Source organism: Methyloceanibacter sp., assembly GCF_050726195.1.
Taxonomy (GTDB): domain Bacteria; phylum Pseudomonadota; class Alphaproteobacteria; order Rhizobiales; family Methyloligellaceae; genus Methyloceanibacter.
In genome coordinates this window covers 59,102-72,918 of the sequence record NZ_JBOHJC010000018.1, presented here as the reverse complement: position 1 = coordinate 72,918, position 13,817 = coordinate 59,102, and the positions used below count along the sequence as shown (strand labels likewise).

The following is a 13,817-nucleotide window of genomic DNA, read 5'->3' as shown; positions in this document are numbered from 1 at the left end:
GGACACGCCGGGTGAGGGGGTTCTGGGCTCTATCTCCTGGGGAGCGCCGTCCTCGAAGTCCAACGTCTCGATCTTGCGTCCCCGCGCCGTGATCTTCTCCGACGAGGTGAGGATCTTCTCGATGTCGGCGTTGGCCTGGCCGAAGTGCCGTTGCAGGTCGAGCACCCGATCGCGGAACCGGCCCATGTCCTCCATCAGCCGCGCCACCTCGCCCTGGATGAGATGCGCCTGCTCGCGCATCTTCACGTCCTTGAGGATCGCCTGCATGGTCTGCACCGCGAGCATCAGCATGTTCGGCGCGCAGATGGCGATGCGCGCCCGGTGCGCCTTCTGCACGAGGTCGGGGAAATGCTCGGCGAGGTCGGCGTAGATCGATTCCGACGGCACGAACAGGATCGCCGTGTCCTGCGTCTCGCCGGCGATGAAATAGCGCTCGGCCATCGCGTCGATGTGCCGGGCGACGTCGATGCGCACCCGCCGTGCCGCCTCCTTTTTCTCGTCGTCGCGCCGCGCCGTGCGGAACGCCTCGAAGCCCTCCAGCGGAAACTTGGCGTCGATCACGACCCCCGCCGCTGAGTTCGGCATGTGCAAGAGGCAGTCGGGGCGCTTGCCGTTGGAGAGCGTCGCCTGGAACGTGTACGCGCCCATCGGCAGCCCGTCCTTGACGATGGTTTCCATGCGCATCTGGCCGAACGCACCGCGCGCCTGCTTGTTGGCGAGAATCTCTTGCAAGGAGACCATGTTGGTGGAGAGGTCGGTCAGGTTCTTCTGCGCCGTGTCGATCACCGCCAGTCGCTCGTTGAGCTTCGAGATCGACTCGTGCGTCTTGCGCGCGGTTTCGTTGAGGTCGGTGCCGACCTTGTGGGTCATGCGGTCGAGCCGCTCGTTGACCGCGCGCGCCAGCTCGCCGTGGCGGGTGACGCTGATCTCGGCCAAGGTCTGGAGCCGCACCCGCAATTCGCCGAGGTGGGCCTCGTGGGCGGTGGCGTCGCGCCGCCGCCGGCTCATATGCACGATGAGGACAACTGCGAGCACGACGAGCGCCAACACGCCAAGGCCCGCCAGTGCAAGCACGGCGACGACGGGATCGAGCGTGACGCTCCCCATCTGCAAGGGCTCAAGGGCCATGGCGAGAACCTATAGCCCGATTCGTTCCTTTAGACCAAAACAGGAACATGTTGACCCCGCGCGACCCCGTCCTTATGTCAGCGCCTCAATGACCATCTATCCGATCATCACCATTCCCGATCCCGTGCTGCGCAAGCAGGCTGCCGCCGTCGAGCGCGTCGATGCGGAGTTGCGCCGGCTCATGGACGACATGCTGGCCACCATGTACGACGCGCCGGGCATCGGCCTTGCCGCACCACAGATCGGCGTTTCAAGGCGCCTCATCGTCATGGACCCCGCCAAGGAGGATGCGCCCAAGACGCCTTTGGTCATGCTCAACCCGGAAATTCTCGAGCGCTCGGATGAGTTGCGCGTGCACGAGGAAGGCTGCCTCTCGATCCCCGAAGTGACCGCCGAGATCGAGCGGCCGGCCAAGGTCAAGGTGGCTTTCCTCGATCGCCAGGGCAAGCCGCAAGAGGCCGATCTCGAAGGTATCTGGGCGACCATCGTCCAGCACGAGATCGACCACCTCAACGGCGTCCTGTTCATCGACTACCTGTCGCGGCTGAAACGCGACATGATCGTCAAGAAGATGACCAAGCAGAAGCGCGCCGAGGCGCTGTAGGCCGAAGAAGAATTTGCCAACTGGCCTCGAATTTGATATCGTTGATATCAAATGACTGATCTGCTGATCCGCAATATCGACCCCAAGCTAAAGCGGCGCCTTGAGACCCGGGCGCGCCGCAGCGGCCGCAGCCTGTCCGAGGAGGCCAAGTCCTTACTTGGCAGGGCGCTGGCCGAGAGCCCACCGCCGACTCGAGGGCTCGGCACGGCGCTGGTGGAGCTTTTTAGGTCTGCTCCGGTCGAGCTCGACATCGAGCGACGGGAGATGCCGCGGCGTCCGCCCGACTTCGAATGATCGTCCTTGATACGAATGTCGTCTCGGAGATGATGCGCCCGAAGCCGGACGACACGGTGGTGGCCTGGCTGAATGACCAAATGGCTAACGACCTCTACGTCTGTGCTCCGGTTCTCGCCGAAGTCCACTATGGGATTGTTCGGATGAAGGACTCTAAGCGCAAGACAACTCTGTTGGACCTCGCTCAGAAAATGATCAGGCTTTTTGAGGGACGCATCTTGTCCTTCGATGGCCCTGCGGCTGAAAGCTACGGAAGCCTTGTTGCCAGTAGAGAGAAGATCGGGAAACCGATTAGCGTCATGGATGCGCTTATCGCCGCCATCGCCAAGTCGAACCGAGCGGCTTTAGCGACGCGCAACGTCGGTCATTTTCAAGGAATCGGTCTCACGCTGATCAATCCCTTCGGTCCGGATTGACCATGCGCATCGTCTTCATGGGCACGCCGGACTTCGCCGTGCCGGCGCTCCACGCGCTCCTCGAAGCGGGCCACGAGATCGCGGCGGTCTATACCCAGCCGCCCCGCGCTGGCGGCCGCGGCATGGCCTTGCGCCAGTCGCCGGTGCATGAGGCGGCGGAAGGGGCGGGGCTCGTGGTGCGCACGCCCGAGCGGCTGAAAAGTTCCGAGGAGCAAGAGCGCTTCCGCGTCCTCCAAGCCGACGCTGGCGTCGTCGTCGCCTATGGCATCATCCTGCCGAAGCCGATCCTCGACGGCACGAAGGCGGGGCTCTTCAACATCCACGCCTCTCTGTTGCCGCGCTGGCGTGGCGCCGCCCCTATCAACCGCGCCGTCATGGCGGGTGACCTGGAGACTGGCGTCTCCTTCATGCGCGTGATCGAGGGTCTAGACGCAGGCCCCGTCTGCCTCGCAGAGCGCGTGCCAATCGGCCGCGATATGACGGCGGGCGAGCTGCATGACGCCCTGGCCGGCAAGGGTGCGGCCCTGATGGTCGAGGCGCTTGCACGACTTGAGCGGAGCGAGCTTGACTGCACGCCGCAGCCGGACGAGGGCGTGACCTACGCCCGCAAGATCGAGACCGCCGAGACCCGTATCGACTGGTCACGCCCCGCGCCCGAAGTACACGATCATATTCGCGGCCTGTCGCCCTATCCCGGCGCGTGGCTCGAGGCCGAGATTGCCGGCAAGCGCGAGCGCATCAAGGTGTTGCACTCCACCTTGGCCGAAGTGTCGGATGCGCCGGGCACCGTGCTTGACGCGCACCTGACGATCGCTTGCGGCGAGGGCGCGGTGCGGCTCACCGAGGTCCAGCGTGCCGGCAAGAAGCCCATGCGCGCCGAGGCGTTTCTGCGCGGCGTGGACCTGCAGCCTGGCACGGTGCTCGACTAGCATGCCCCGCTACAAGCTCATCCTCGAATATGATGGCACGCCCTTTGTCGGCTGGCAGCTCCAGGAAAACGGCGCCTCGGTGCAAGGTCGCCTCGCGCAAGCCATCAAGGACTTCTCCGGCGAGGAGGCGATCCCGCGCGGCGCCGGCCGCACCGACGCAGGCGTCCATGCGCTAGGCCAGGTCGCCCATTTCGATCTCGCCAAGGACTGGGCGCCCGACAAAGTGCGCGATGCGTTGAACGCACAAGTGCGGCCGGAGCCCATCAGCGTGCTCGCCTGCGAGATCGTGCCCGAGAGCTTCGATGCGCGCTTCTCGGCAAAGGCGCGCAATTATCTCTATCGCATCGTCGACCGCCGCAGCCCCCTGGCCCTGGAGCGCGACCGCGCCTGGGGCGTGTTCCGCAAGCTCGACGCCAAGGCCATGCACGAGGCGGCGCAAACCCTGGTCGGCCATCACGACTTCACCACGTTCCGCTCCACCGAGTGCCAGGCCGCCTCGCCGGAGAAAACGCTCGACCGGCTCGACGTGTCGCGCCACGGCGAGGTCATCAGGGTCGAGGCGAGCGCCCGCTCGTTTCTGCACAATCAGGTACGCTCCATGGTCGGCTCGCTGAAGCTCGTCGGCGAGGGGCGCTGGACCAAGGCCGATCTGGAAAGTGCATTAAACGCCCGCGATCGCAACGCCTGCGGCCCCGTGGCGCCTTCTTGCGGCCTTTACCTCGTCAAGGTCGACTACTGAGGCGGGCTAGCAAGCGCGACTCCATGGACTTCTCTCTCGCGGAGGGGGTGCCGCGCCTGTGGATCCCTTTACGCGTAGATCAGCCAAAGGGCGATAACGACGGCGAGCGCCAGACTAGTCATGCCCACCGCGATCCAGGCCTGCCACATCACGCGCGCAGCCAACGATTCTTCACTTCCGTCCAGTGCACGAGGCTGGTCGCGATAGTCTGCGACTCGTTGAGCGGCGGCTGGCGCATCCAGTCCACGCCTGTGATTGAGATCCATCCGAAGCTGGTTGAGCTCGTCCGAGGCCGGGTGCGCCTCTTCGACCGCTGAGCCTGATGATTCTTCGACGGCTGCGGCTGGTAGGAGTCCGCCGCTTTCTATGGGGCTGTTCTTCGCCTTGGCGACTGCCGCCCCAAGCTGGCGTCTCAGCTTCAGGTTCTGCCGAAGCGCCTGTTCAATATCGTTGGCTTCTGAGACCATCCCAACCACCACAAGCCACCCAACCCAAAGAGCTTACTTGCGGTTCCTCCCAACCGCTCGGGGCAGTCAACAATATCTGCGGCCATGGGCCGATTTCATCGAAGCTTAGCACCTTTGTCCCCGGGGCATGGCCAAGCTGCTGAAATTCATATACCTCTCCGCCCGCGAGCGGGGAGGGCGCATGAGGGCCCGCGATAAGGCATGATCAGGCGCATCGCCACCGTCGGCGGGCTCACGCTCGTCTCGCGCCTCACCGGCTTCGTCCGCGACGTGGTCATGGCTGCCATTCTCGGCGCCGGGCCCCTCGCCGACGCCTTCTTCGTCGCCTTCCGCCTGCCCAATCACTTCCGCGCCATCTTCGCCGAAGGCGCCTTTGCCGCCGCCTTCGTGCCGGCCTATGCCCGCACCTTGGAGCAGGCCGGGCTCCCAGCCGCCAAGCTGTTCGCCGACCAGATCGCCGCGGCGCTGGTCGCCATCAATCTTGTGCTGCTCGCCATTGCGCTCCTGTTCACCCCCGAGGTGGTCGGCCTTCTCGCGCCGGGCCTCTCGGACGATCCCGAGCGCTACGATCTCGCTGTCGCGCTCACCCGCATCACCTTCCCCTATCTCGCGCTTGTGTCGCTCGAGACCTTGTTCGCCGGCATCCTCAACGCCAACAACCGCTTCGCCGCCGCTGCCGGCGCGCCGGTGCTGCTCAACCTTTCGGTCATCGCCAACCTTCTGCTCACGCCCTACTTTGCCGACGCGGGTCACGCCGCCGCCTGGGGCGTGCTCATTGCCGGCGTGGTGCAGGTGCTGTTCGTCGGCATCGACGCGGAGGCGCACGGTTACGGCATCAGGTTCCGCCTGCCCAAGCTCGACGAGCCGACCCGGCGTTTCCTGAAAGCCTTGGGGCCGGCCATCATCGGCGCCGGCGGCGTGCAGCTTGCGCTCTTCGCCGACACAGTGATCGCCACCTTCCTGCCGACCGGCGCACTGTCGGCCCTCTACTACGCCGACCGCATCAACCAGCTTCCCATCGGCGTCGTCGGCATCGCCGTCGGCACCGTCCTGCTCCCCGAGATGTCGCGGCGGTTGGCGGCGGGCGACGACAAGGGCGCCGCCTCCGCGCAAGCCCGCGGCATCCAGCTCGCGCTGCTGCTCACCGTGCCGTGCGCGGCGGCGGCGCTCGCCATCCCCGACCTCATCATGCGCGCCCTGTTCGCCCGCGGCGCGTTCACGAGCGCCGATGCCCTCGCTGCCGGCTCCACGCTTGCCGCCTACTCGGTCGGGCTCTTGCCCTTCGTTCTGCTGCGAAGCTTCACCGCGCCGTTCTACGCCCGCGGCGATACCGCGACCCCGGTCAAAGCGGCACTGCTCGCCGCCGCCATCAACGTCGCGCTCAAGATCGTGCTCATGGGGCCGCTGGCGCAAGTGGGGCTGGCGCTCGCTACCTCGATCGGCGCCTGGATCAATCTGAGCCTGCTTGCCTATCTCGCCCGCCGCCAAGGCTTCGCCATCTCAGGCGGCGCCATCGGCAAGCCGGCGGCCAAGATGATCGCCATTGGCGTCGTGCTCGCCGCCGCGCTGTTCGCCGGCGCCTATTGGCTCAATCACGCGCTATCCGGGCTGATGCGCTTCCATGACGAGACGATCCTCGCCATCCTCATCGTGTTCGGCGGGATTCTGTACTTCGCATTGGTGTTCGCACTGCTTGGCCGCAATTGGTTCATGGGCCTGCTGCGCGAGGTGTCCACCGCCGCTGACGCGCCTGCGCCCTCGGAGCTTGCGCCCCCCGATCCGATCGAAGATTCCGCCGCGCTGCCGGACGGCGAGCCACCGCCGAGAGGCTAAGCCTTGCGCAAGTCGACCAGCTCGACTGCGCCTTCATCGATCTCCCGCCCAAGAAAGATGGCGCCGACCCGGGCGAAGCGCTCCGGCGCGTCGGTGGCGAAGAAGCGAATCGCCGGACCTTGGACAGGCTGCTCAGGTCCAAGAGCGAGGCCGTTTGCGGCGAGCGCCTCTTCCACGGCGGCGGCAGTCGTCTCGGCCGAGTCCACGAGGGCGATCGCCGCGCCCACGGTCCGCCTGATAGTGCTCGCCAGCACTGGAAAATGCGTGCAGCCCAGCACCAGCGTGTCCGGGGCGTCGGCCCCGTCGAATAGTGGCTCAAGATAATGCTTGGCCGCGGCGAGCGTGGCCGGGCTCTCGGCCCAGCCCTCCTCGGCGAGTGCCACGAACACTTGGCAGGGCTGCTGCACCACGTGCGCGTCTCCCATCAGCCGGCGGATGGCGCGCGCATAGGCGCCGCCCTTCACCGTGCCCTCCGTGGCGATCACGGCGATGCGCCGGTTCTTCGTCGCCGCCACGCCGGCGCGCGCGCCGGGCTCGATCACGCCGATCACCGGCACCGGGTCCCACGCCTCTTGCAGGACGTAGAGCGCGACGGCGGAAGCGGTGTTGCAGGCGACCACCACCATCTTCACCCCCTCGCCGACAAGGAGGCGCGTCGCCTGCAGTGCATAGGCCTGCACCGTCTCGGCGCTCTTGGTGCCGTAGGGGAGACGGGCCGTATCGCCGAGATAGACGAAACGCTCGCGCGGCAGCCGCGCCGCGAGCGCGCGGAGCACTGTCAGGCCGCCCATGCCGGAGTCGAACACCCCGATCGGCCGGCCGTCACCGCTCATCGGCGCCCCCGAAGGTCTTGAAATAGAGCTCGATGAAGCGGCAATAGATCGCGGTCAACTGCTCGAGGTCGCTCACTTTGACGCTCTCGTCGACCTTGTGAATCGTCTCGGTAGTGAGGCCGAACTCGACCACCGGGCAATAGTCCTTGATGAAGCGGGCGTCCGATGTGCCGCCGTCGGTGGAGAGCGACGGCGTCAGCCCCGTGATCTCGTTCACCGCCTCGCTGAGCAGCCCATCGAGTGGCCCGGGCTCGGTGAAGAAGGCATGGCCAGGCGGCTCAAACTCAAGCGTGAAGGACAGCGCGCTGCCCGCAAGCGCCGCCGTCACCTGCTCGCGCAGCAGCGCCTGAAGCGAGTCAGGCTTGTGCTGGTCGTTATAGCGGACATTGAACCGCGCTTCCGCGCTTGCCGGGATCACGTTGGTGGTGGGATTGCCGACATCGATGCTCGTCACCTCGAGATTGGACGGCGAGAAATGCGCGCTGCCGTAGTCGAGCGGCGTGTCGTAGAGGCGCGCCAGAGCCTGAACGATGCCTTTGACCGGATTGGCCGCAAGATGCGGGTAGGCGACGTGGCCTTGGATGCCGGTGACTTTTAGCCGCCCATTCAGGGTGCCGCGCCGGCCGATCTTGATGGTCTCGCCGAGACGCGTCGCGTTCGACGGCTCGCCGACGATGCAGTGGTCAGGCTTGAGGCCCCTCTCCTCCATCCATTTGAGCACCTTGGGTGTGCCATTGATGGACGGGCCCTCTTCGTCGCCGGTGATGAGCAGGCTTATCGTGCCGTCGATCTCCCGGCCGCGCGATCTAGCGTAGTCGAGCGCCGCCACGGCGAAGCAGGCGATCGCCCCCTTCATGTCGGAGGCGCCGCGCCCGAAGAGCACGCCGTCGGCGATCTCCGCGGCAAATGGCGGGTGTGCCCACAATGCCTCGTCGCCCGGCGGCACGACGTCGGTGTGCCCGGCAAAGCAAAGATGCGGCGGCCCGTCGCCGATGCGGGCGACGAGATTGTCGACCGGCGCCGTGCCCTCCTCGGTGAAGGTGAGCCGGTCGCACGCAAAACGCGCCCGCTGCAGCGGCTCGGTAAGGGCCGCGAGCGCACCCTCGTCGCGCGGCGTGACGCTGGCGCAGCGAATCAAGCCTTTCGCAAGCGCGATCGCCTTCTCGCCGAGCGTAGACATGGAGTTAGAACCTAGAGTCTCGCGTGGCGGAACGCCACGAGGCCGCAAGATGACGGCCACCGGCCTCGCTGGCAAGCGTGACAAGGTCCACGAGCCATTAGCCTTGATGATTTGCCCAGCGGAGCCCGCCTAATTGATCGCCGCCAGCGGGTCGCCGCCATAATGGTTCGGCCCCGGCGTCCCTTTGAGCATGCCGAGCTCGATCACGAACCACAGCAGGACGCCCACATTGATCAACGTGCACAGCCAGCCGATGGCGTTCGGCTCCTGCGGCGTCCCGGTCCAGCCGAACGCCTGGAAGAAGCTGGCAATCAGCATCGGCACCAGGCCGTACAGCGCGGTCCTCCCCGGCTTGTCGCGATCCTGGAAGCGCTTCGCGCACACTGCATAGGTTGGATAGAACAGGACGAGCGTCACCAGCATCACGAGGATCGTGCCGAAGGTCCCGACCCCGAAAATCACGCCGATGAGGAAGCCCAACAGCATACTGGCAATGGTGAGGATGACGATGCCCGCCCACCATTTGGCCCTGTTGATGCGGCCATCGAACGACGCAAAAAGATCTTGCAGGTCCATTCGCTTCCCCCCAGCCTGGGCCTTGTTGCTTGCTCAAGTTGTAAGGCCGAACGGCCGCCTTGCGAAGAGGGATGTGTGATCGCAACGGCGTGATGCTCCGCCCTCAGCCCAATTTTGCGTCCGCCTGAAGGCCGCCCAAAGGATCCGGGCCGTAGCGGTTGGGCCCTAGCGTTCCCTTAAGTAGGCCGAGCTCGACCAGGAACCACAGGAAGATCCCGGCGGTGATGAGGTCGAGGCCCTGGGCCACTGCGCTCGACGCGACCGGATCGAAGACGCCGAACGTGTAGAGCAGGTTGACGGCATAGACCGGCACGAAGCCGACAAGGGCGAGCACGCCCGGCTTGTCGCGGTCCTGGAAGCGCTTCGCGCACACGGCGTAGGAGGGATAGGCGAGCGCGAGCGCCACCGCCGCAGCGAAGGCGACGGCCGCTTGGGATAACCCAACCAGCGCGATGATCGCGTAGGTGGCGGCGAAGCTGACGACGGCCAGGATCACGGTTCCAAGCCAGAACTTCGCCCGGCCGATGCGCGCGTCGAGCGAGAAGAACAGGTCGACGAGGTTCATGCCGCGCTCTCGGGGGCTTTGAGGCCGGCGTCCGGCTTACCGCGCACGTCCGGGCCGAACCGGTTCGGCCCCATTGTACCCGGCATCAAGCCGAGCTCGACAATCGCCCAGAGCCACAAGCCGAGCGACAACAACCAAAAGCCCTGCTGCGCGGGACTGAGCACGTTCGAGATGTTGCTGGAGAATTCCTCGCCGAGCCAATAGGCGATGAGGGGTCCGAGCCCGAACAGCGGATACCACAGCGCCGACTTTCCGCGGTCATGCAGACGCTTGACGATCAGCGCCACCGAGACCCAAAACGCGACGAGTAGCAATGCGTATACAACGAAAAGCTCAACCTGCGTGGCGCCGGTCGGCCGCATCAGCCCGGCGAAGCCGAACATCCCGGCGATCAAGATGAGCATCAGGATGAGCATGCCGATCCAAAACGTACCGCGCCCGATGCGCCCGCTAAATCCCGTCAGAACGTGAACCCACCGCATGGCGCGGGGCCTTTCCACAATTGTTGGGGTTGGATCCTCAGGCACTAGGGCTGCGCACCCTTCGGACTTCCGCCGAGCGGATCGGGTCCGTAGCGGTTCGGACCGGCCGTGCCGTTTGGCAGGCCCAACGCAAACAGCACGCAGGCGGCCACGGACGTACCCCCGAAGAGGATCAAGGTTCCAAGATTTGTCACGATACCGAGCATGCTCGGAACAAATAGGCCGATCACGATCGGAAGCGCCAGCCAATAGCCGCTCCAATCGAAATCGTGCAGCGGCTTGACGCCGATCGCGGTAAGCACCCAAGTCCACGCCAACGGAGAAAGCCCCGCCAAAGGAGATATGTCGCTGCTGGCGCCGCCGGCGAGTTCCGCGAGAACGCCAAGAAGGACCGTCAGGCCGAACATAGCCACGTAGCTTGCGATTAGAACGGCCCAGAACTTCTTCCGCTCCAAGCGTCCGCCAAGCGAGAAAAAGGTGTCTCTGAGACTGGCCGATTGCGCGCGCGCGATGGGTGCCGGAGCTGCGACCTGACTAGTCGTTGCGCCGGTAGCTTTCTTTGCGGGCGAGCTAGCCTCTGACTTTACTTTCGCGCGCGTGGGCCGGAGGGGAGCCTCGGCGGACTTGACTTCAGGTTGGCGCGCCCGCGCCAGGAGTTGATCCATCACGCCGATCAGCCGGTCCATATGCGGGTGGAAGTCGCGACCCGCGTCGATGTCGGCCGCCTGCCGGAACACGATATCGCGCACGCCTTCAGGCAGGTCGCGCGCCGGTGGCACGCGGGTGCCGTCGATTAGCACGGGGATGACAGGAATTTTCTTGGCCAGGGCTGCTTCGATCTCGATCCGCACCCAATCGGTATCGTCGAAGATTCTCGCTTGGCCGTCGTCTTTGGGAGCCGTCCAATCAGGACCAATAATGGCGAGCAGAATGTCGCAATTCTCCAGCGACTCTTGAATGTGCTCGCGGAAATCGAGTCCGAACGGGATCGAGTCGATGTCCATAAAGACACTGTCGTTGCCATAATGGCTTTTCAGCCGGTCGTGGATACGGCCGGCAATCCACGATGTGTCTTCGCGCCGATAGGACAGGATGATGGTCGTCATGACGAAGAGAAGCCGTACTGTGCCGCGGCAACTCTAGCCGAACCCTGGTTGCAGGGGAACAACGCGAAACGTCAGGCGATCGCATGGCTCCTAGGCGCATAGGGGGCGCTGCCTTAGTCCCGAAGTAGCTCGTTGATGGAGGTCTTGGCGCGCGTGCGCTCGTCCACCGTCTTGACGATCACCGCACAGTAGAGCGAGGGCCCGGCCGAGCCATCCGGCAGCTTCTTGCCCGGCATCGTCCCTGACACCACGACGGAGAAAGGCGGCACGCGCCCCTGATGCACGAAGCCCGTGGCCCGGTCGATGATCTTGGTCGACTGGCCGATATAGACGCCCATGGACAGCACCGAGCCCTCGCCGACGATCACGCCTTCGGCCACTTCGGCGCGGGCGCCGATGAAGCAATTGTCCTCGATGATCACCGGGTTCGCCTGCAGCGGCTCGAGCACGCCGCCAATGCCGGCGCCGCCGGAGAGATGCACGTTCTTGCCGATCTGGGCGCAGGAGCCGACGGTCGCCCAGGTGTCGATCATCGTGCCGCTTTCGACCCGCGCCCCGAGGTTGACGAAGCACGGCATCAGCACCACGCCGGGCGCGATATAGGCGGAGCGGCGCACCACGCAGCCAGGCACGGCGCGGAAGCCCGCCTCCTTGAAGTCCTTGGCCTTCCACTTGTCGAACTTGACCGGAACCTTGTCCCACCACGACGAGCCGTCGGGACCGCCCCCGATCCGCTTCGGGTCGTTCAGGCGGAAGGAGAGCAGGATCGCCTTCTTCAGCCATTGATGCACGACCCACTCGCCGCCCACCTTCTCGGCGACCCTGAGCTCGCCCTTGTCGAGCAGGCTCAGCACCTCGTCCACTGCGTCGCGCACCACGCCCTTGGTGTCCGGCGTAATCTCCGCGGCGTGGTCGAACGCGCCGTCGATGAAGGTCTTGAGGTGTTCGTAGGTCATTGGGCCCCGTCAGGTCAGGCAGAACTGCGCTTGGAAGGCGGTCGTCTCGGTGCGGTCCGTGTCCCCGACAAGGGCGGCGCCGATGGCGGCGAGAAACGGCGCGAGCGCCTCGGTGCGGTGGTGAATATGCGCGGGCAGCTCGGTCCAGCCTGCGCTCGTCTGATGCTCGGGCCGGTCGGTCGACCGGCAGTCCACCAGGACCGTGGTCATGCCAAGCGTGTGCGCGGTTTCCAGATTGTGCGGCAGATCGTCGAACATGGCAGCGCGCGGCGCGGCAATGCCGTGCGCTCTAACGAAGCGGTCATAGGCCTCGCGCGTCGGCTTCGGGTGAATGTAGTCAAGCGCATGGATATCGAAAATGTCGGCGAAGTGGTTGATGAGCCCGAGCCGGCTCACCACGGCCTCCGCGTGCTTGCGCGAACCGTTGGTGAACACAAATTTGCGGCCTGGCAGCGCGTCGATTGCGGCGGCAAGCTCCGGCGCCGAGGTCACCGGGTCGAGGTCGATATCGTGTACGTAGTCGAGGAACGCGTCGGGGCTGATGTCGTGGAGCCGCACCAGCCCGGCGAGCGTCGTGCCATGCTCGGCATAATAGCGTTGGCGGAGCGCATGCGCCGCATCGAACGATAGTCCGAAGCTCTGCGCGATGAACTCACCCATGCGCCGGTCGATCTGGGCGAACAGATCGCAATCGGCCGGGTAGAGCGTATTGTCGAGATCGAACACCCAGGTCTCGACGTGGCCGAAGCCGGCGCTGAGGTTGGGAGCCTTGCTCATCGTGCGCCCCTCGCGCCGCCCTTGCGGCGGCGCTCGATCAAGGTGCCGGCGCCGTGCTCGGTGAAGAGTTCGAGCAGGACGGCGTGCGGCACCTTGCCATTGATGATCACCACCGCCTCGACCCCTTCGGCGATCACGTCCATGCAGCTTTCGATCTTGGGGATCATGCCGCCTGAGATGGTGCCGTCCTCGATCAGGCGTTGCGCCTCCGCCGTAGTCATCGACCGGATCAAATCACCCGACTTGTCGAGTACGCCGTCGACGTCGGTGAGCATCAGCAGCCGCTTCGCCTTGAGCGCGACGGCGAGCGCCGCGGCGAACGTGTCGGCGTTGATGTTGAGCGTCTCGCCCTCCGGCCCGACGCCGATTGGCGCCACCACCGGTATGAGGTCCGAATTGATGATGACGTCGATGATGTGGGGCTCGACCAGCGCTGGCTCGCCGACGAAACCCAGATCGACGACTTGCTCGATATTGGAGTCCGGATCGCGCCAGCGCCGCTCGAGCCGCTTGGCCCGCATCAGATTGGCGTCCTTGCCGGAGATGCCGACCGCCTTGCCCCCCTGATCGTTTATGGCCGAAACGATCTCTTTGTTGACCGAGCCAGCGAGCACCATCTCGACCACATCGACTGTCTCCCGGTCGGTGACCCTGAGGCCGCCCTTGAACTCGGATCTGATGTTGAGCCGCTCCAACAGCGCGCCGATTTGTGGCCCGCCGCCATGCACCACCACGGGATTCACGCCGGCCTGCTTGATCAGCACGATGTCGCGGGCGAAGTCGCGGGCAAGTTCGGGGTCGCCCATGGCGTGGCCGCCATATTTCACCACCACCGTCTTGCGGTCGTAGCGCTGCATGTAGGGCAGCGCCTCGGACAGCACCTTGGCCTTGGCATGCACGGAGGCGAGCACGGCGGCGAGAGGGCCTGGGTC

At 65.4% G+C, this 13,817-nt stretch carries 17 protein-coding genes; 6 read left to right on the top strand and 11 right to left on the bottom strand.

From position 1 onward, the window contains the following. Window positions 1-1,128, bottom strand: a 1,128-nt coding sequence (locus tag ACRECX_RS12900; protein ID WP_431559243.1) for a DNA recombination protein RmuC, incomplete at its 3' end; no start/stop codon positions are given. 88 nt (window positions 1,129-1,216) lie between these two features. Between ACRECX_RS12900 and def the strand changes: the two genes are divergently transcribed. From def to truA, 5 genes are read left to right on the top strand one after another with little or no spacing between them, the layout of a single operon-like run. Then, window positions 1,217-1,732 (top strand): peptide deformylase, encoded by a 516-nt coding sequence (def, locus tag ACRECX_RS12895; protein ID WP_431559242.1) that lies wholly within the window; start codon window positions 1,217-1,219, stop codon window positions 1,730-1,732. A gap of 51 nt (window positions 1,733-1,783) precedes the next feature. Beyond that, the gene (locus tag ACRECX_RS12890; RefSeq protein ID WP_431559241.1) at window positions 1,784-2,026 is read left to right on the top strand and encodes a FitA-like ribbon-helix-helix domain-containing protein; all 243 of its coding nucleotides are present in this window, start codon (window positions 1,784-1,786) and stop codon (window positions 2,024-2,026) included. Then, complete coding sequence (locus tag ACRECX_RS12885; RefSeq protein WP_431559240.1) at window positions 2,023-2,442, top strand: type II toxin-antitoxin system VapC family toxin; 420 nt, start codon at window positions 2,023-2,025, stop codon at window positions 2,440-2,442. Before ACRECX_RS12890 ends, ACRECX_RS12885 begins: the two co-directional genes overlap by 4 nt. Beyond that, complete coding sequence (gene fmt / locus ACRECX_RS12880) at window positions 2,439-3,371, top strand: methionyl-tRNA formyltransferase (RefSeq protein WP_431559239.1); 933 nt, start codon at window positions 2,439-2,441, stop codon at window positions 3,369-3,371. Before ACRECX_RS12885 ends, fmt begins: the two co-directional genes overlap by 4 nt. A 1-nt stretch (window position 3,372) precedes the next feature. After that, window positions 3,373-4,110, top strand: a complete 738-nt coding sequence (gene truA, locus ACRECX_RS12875; protein ID WP_431559238.1) for a tRNA pseudouridine(38-40) synthase TruA — start codon at window positions 3,373-3,375, stop codon at window positions 4,108-4,110. A 68-nt stretch (window positions 4,111-4,178) separates the two neighbouring features. Here truA and ACRECX_RS12870 read toward each other — a convergent pair whose 3' ends face one another. Further along, window positions 4,179-4,577 carry a hypothetical protein gene (locus tag ACRECX_RS12870; RefSeq protein ID WP_431559237.1) on the bottom strand — a complete coding sequence of 133 codons (399 nt, stop codon included), beginning with the start codon at window positions 4,575-4,577 and terminating at the stop codon, window positions 4,179-4,181. 201 nt (window positions 4,578-4,778) lie between these two features. Between ACRECX_RS12870 and murJ the strand changes: the two genes are divergently transcribed. After that, window positions 4,779-6,410 carry a murein biosynthesis integral membrane protein MurJ gene (gene murJ / locus ACRECX_RS12865; protein ID WP_431559236.1) on the top strand — a complete coding sequence of 544 codons (1,632 nt, stop codon included), beginning with the start codon at window positions 4,779-4,781 and terminating at the stop codon, window positions 6,408-6,410. Here the strand turns inward: murJ and murI are convergent. The 9 genes from murI to argB all read right to left on the bottom strand — a co-directional run bounded on the left by murI (window position 6,407) and on the right by argB (window position 13,742). Beyond that, window positions 6,407-7,243 carry a glutamate racemase gene (gene murI, locus ACRECX_RS12860; RefSeq protein WP_431559235.1) on the bottom strand — a complete coding sequence of 279 codons (837 nt, stop codon included), beginning with the start codon at window positions 7,241-7,243 and terminating at the stop codon, window positions 6,407-6,409. The two genes, murJ and murI, sit on opposite strands and share 4 nt — an antisense overlap. Next, complete coding sequence (dapE, locus tag ACRECX_RS12855) at window positions 7,233-8,423, bottom strand: succinyl-diaminopimelate desuccinylase (protein WP_431559234.1); 1,191 nt, start codon at window positions 8,421-8,423, stop codon at window positions 7,233-7,235. Before dapE ends, murI begins: the two co-directional genes overlap by 11 nt. 129 nt (window positions 8,424-8,552) lie before the next feature. Beyond that, complete coding sequence (locus ACRECX_RS12850) at window positions 8,553-8,999, bottom strand: DUF805 domain-containing protein (RefSeq protein WP_431559233.1); 447 nt, start codon at window positions 8,997-8,999, stop codon at window positions 8,553-8,555. A gap of 103 nt (window positions 9,000-9,102) precedes the next feature. Further along, window positions 9,103-9,564 (bottom strand): DUF805 domain-containing protein, encoded by a 462-nt coding sequence (locus ACRECX_RS12845; RefSeq protein ID WP_431559232.1) that lies wholly within the window; start codon window positions 9,562-9,564, stop codon window positions 9,103-9,105. Then, complete coding sequence (locus tag ACRECX_RS12840) at window positions 9,561-10,046, bottom strand: DUF805 domain-containing protein (protein WP_431559231.1); 486 nt, start codon at window positions 10,044-10,046, stop codon at window positions 9,561-9,563. The genes ACRECX_RS12845 and ACRECX_RS12840 overlap by 4 nt, the downstream gene beginning before the upstream one ends. Window positions 10,047-10,090: 44 nt before the next feature. After that, on the bottom strand, window positions 10,091-11,152 hold the full coding sequence (locus tag ACRECX_RS12835; RefSeq protein ID WP_431559230.1) for a DUF805 domain-containing protein: 1,062 nt from the start codon (window positions 11,150-11,152) through the stop codon (window positions 10,091-10,093). Between the two features lie 113 nt (window positions 11,153-11,265). Further along, entirely contained in the window at window positions 11,266-12,108 is an 843-nt protein-coding gene (dapD, locus tag ACRECX_RS12830; RefSeq protein WP_431559229.1) for a 2,3,4,5-tetrahydropyridine-2,6-dicarboxylate N-succinyltransferase, read from the bottom strand. A gap of 9 nt (window positions 12,109-12,117) precedes the next feature. Further along, the gene (locus tag ACRECX_RS12825) at window positions 12,118-12,885 is read right to left on the bottom strand and encodes a pyrimidine 5'-nucleotidase (protein ID WP_431559228.1); all 768 of its coding nucleotides are present in this window, start codon (window positions 12,883-12,885) and stop codon (window positions 12,118-12,120) included. Beyond that, window positions 12,882-13,742 (bottom strand): acetylglutamate kinase, encoded by an 861-nt coding sequence (argB, locus tag ACRECX_RS12820; RefSeq protein ID WP_431559246.1) that lies wholly within the window; start codon window positions 13,740-13,742, stop codon window positions 12,882-12,884. Before argB ends, ACRECX_RS12825 begins: the two co-directional genes overlap by 4 nt. Between the last annotated feature and the right edge of the window lie 75 nt (window positions 13,743-13,817).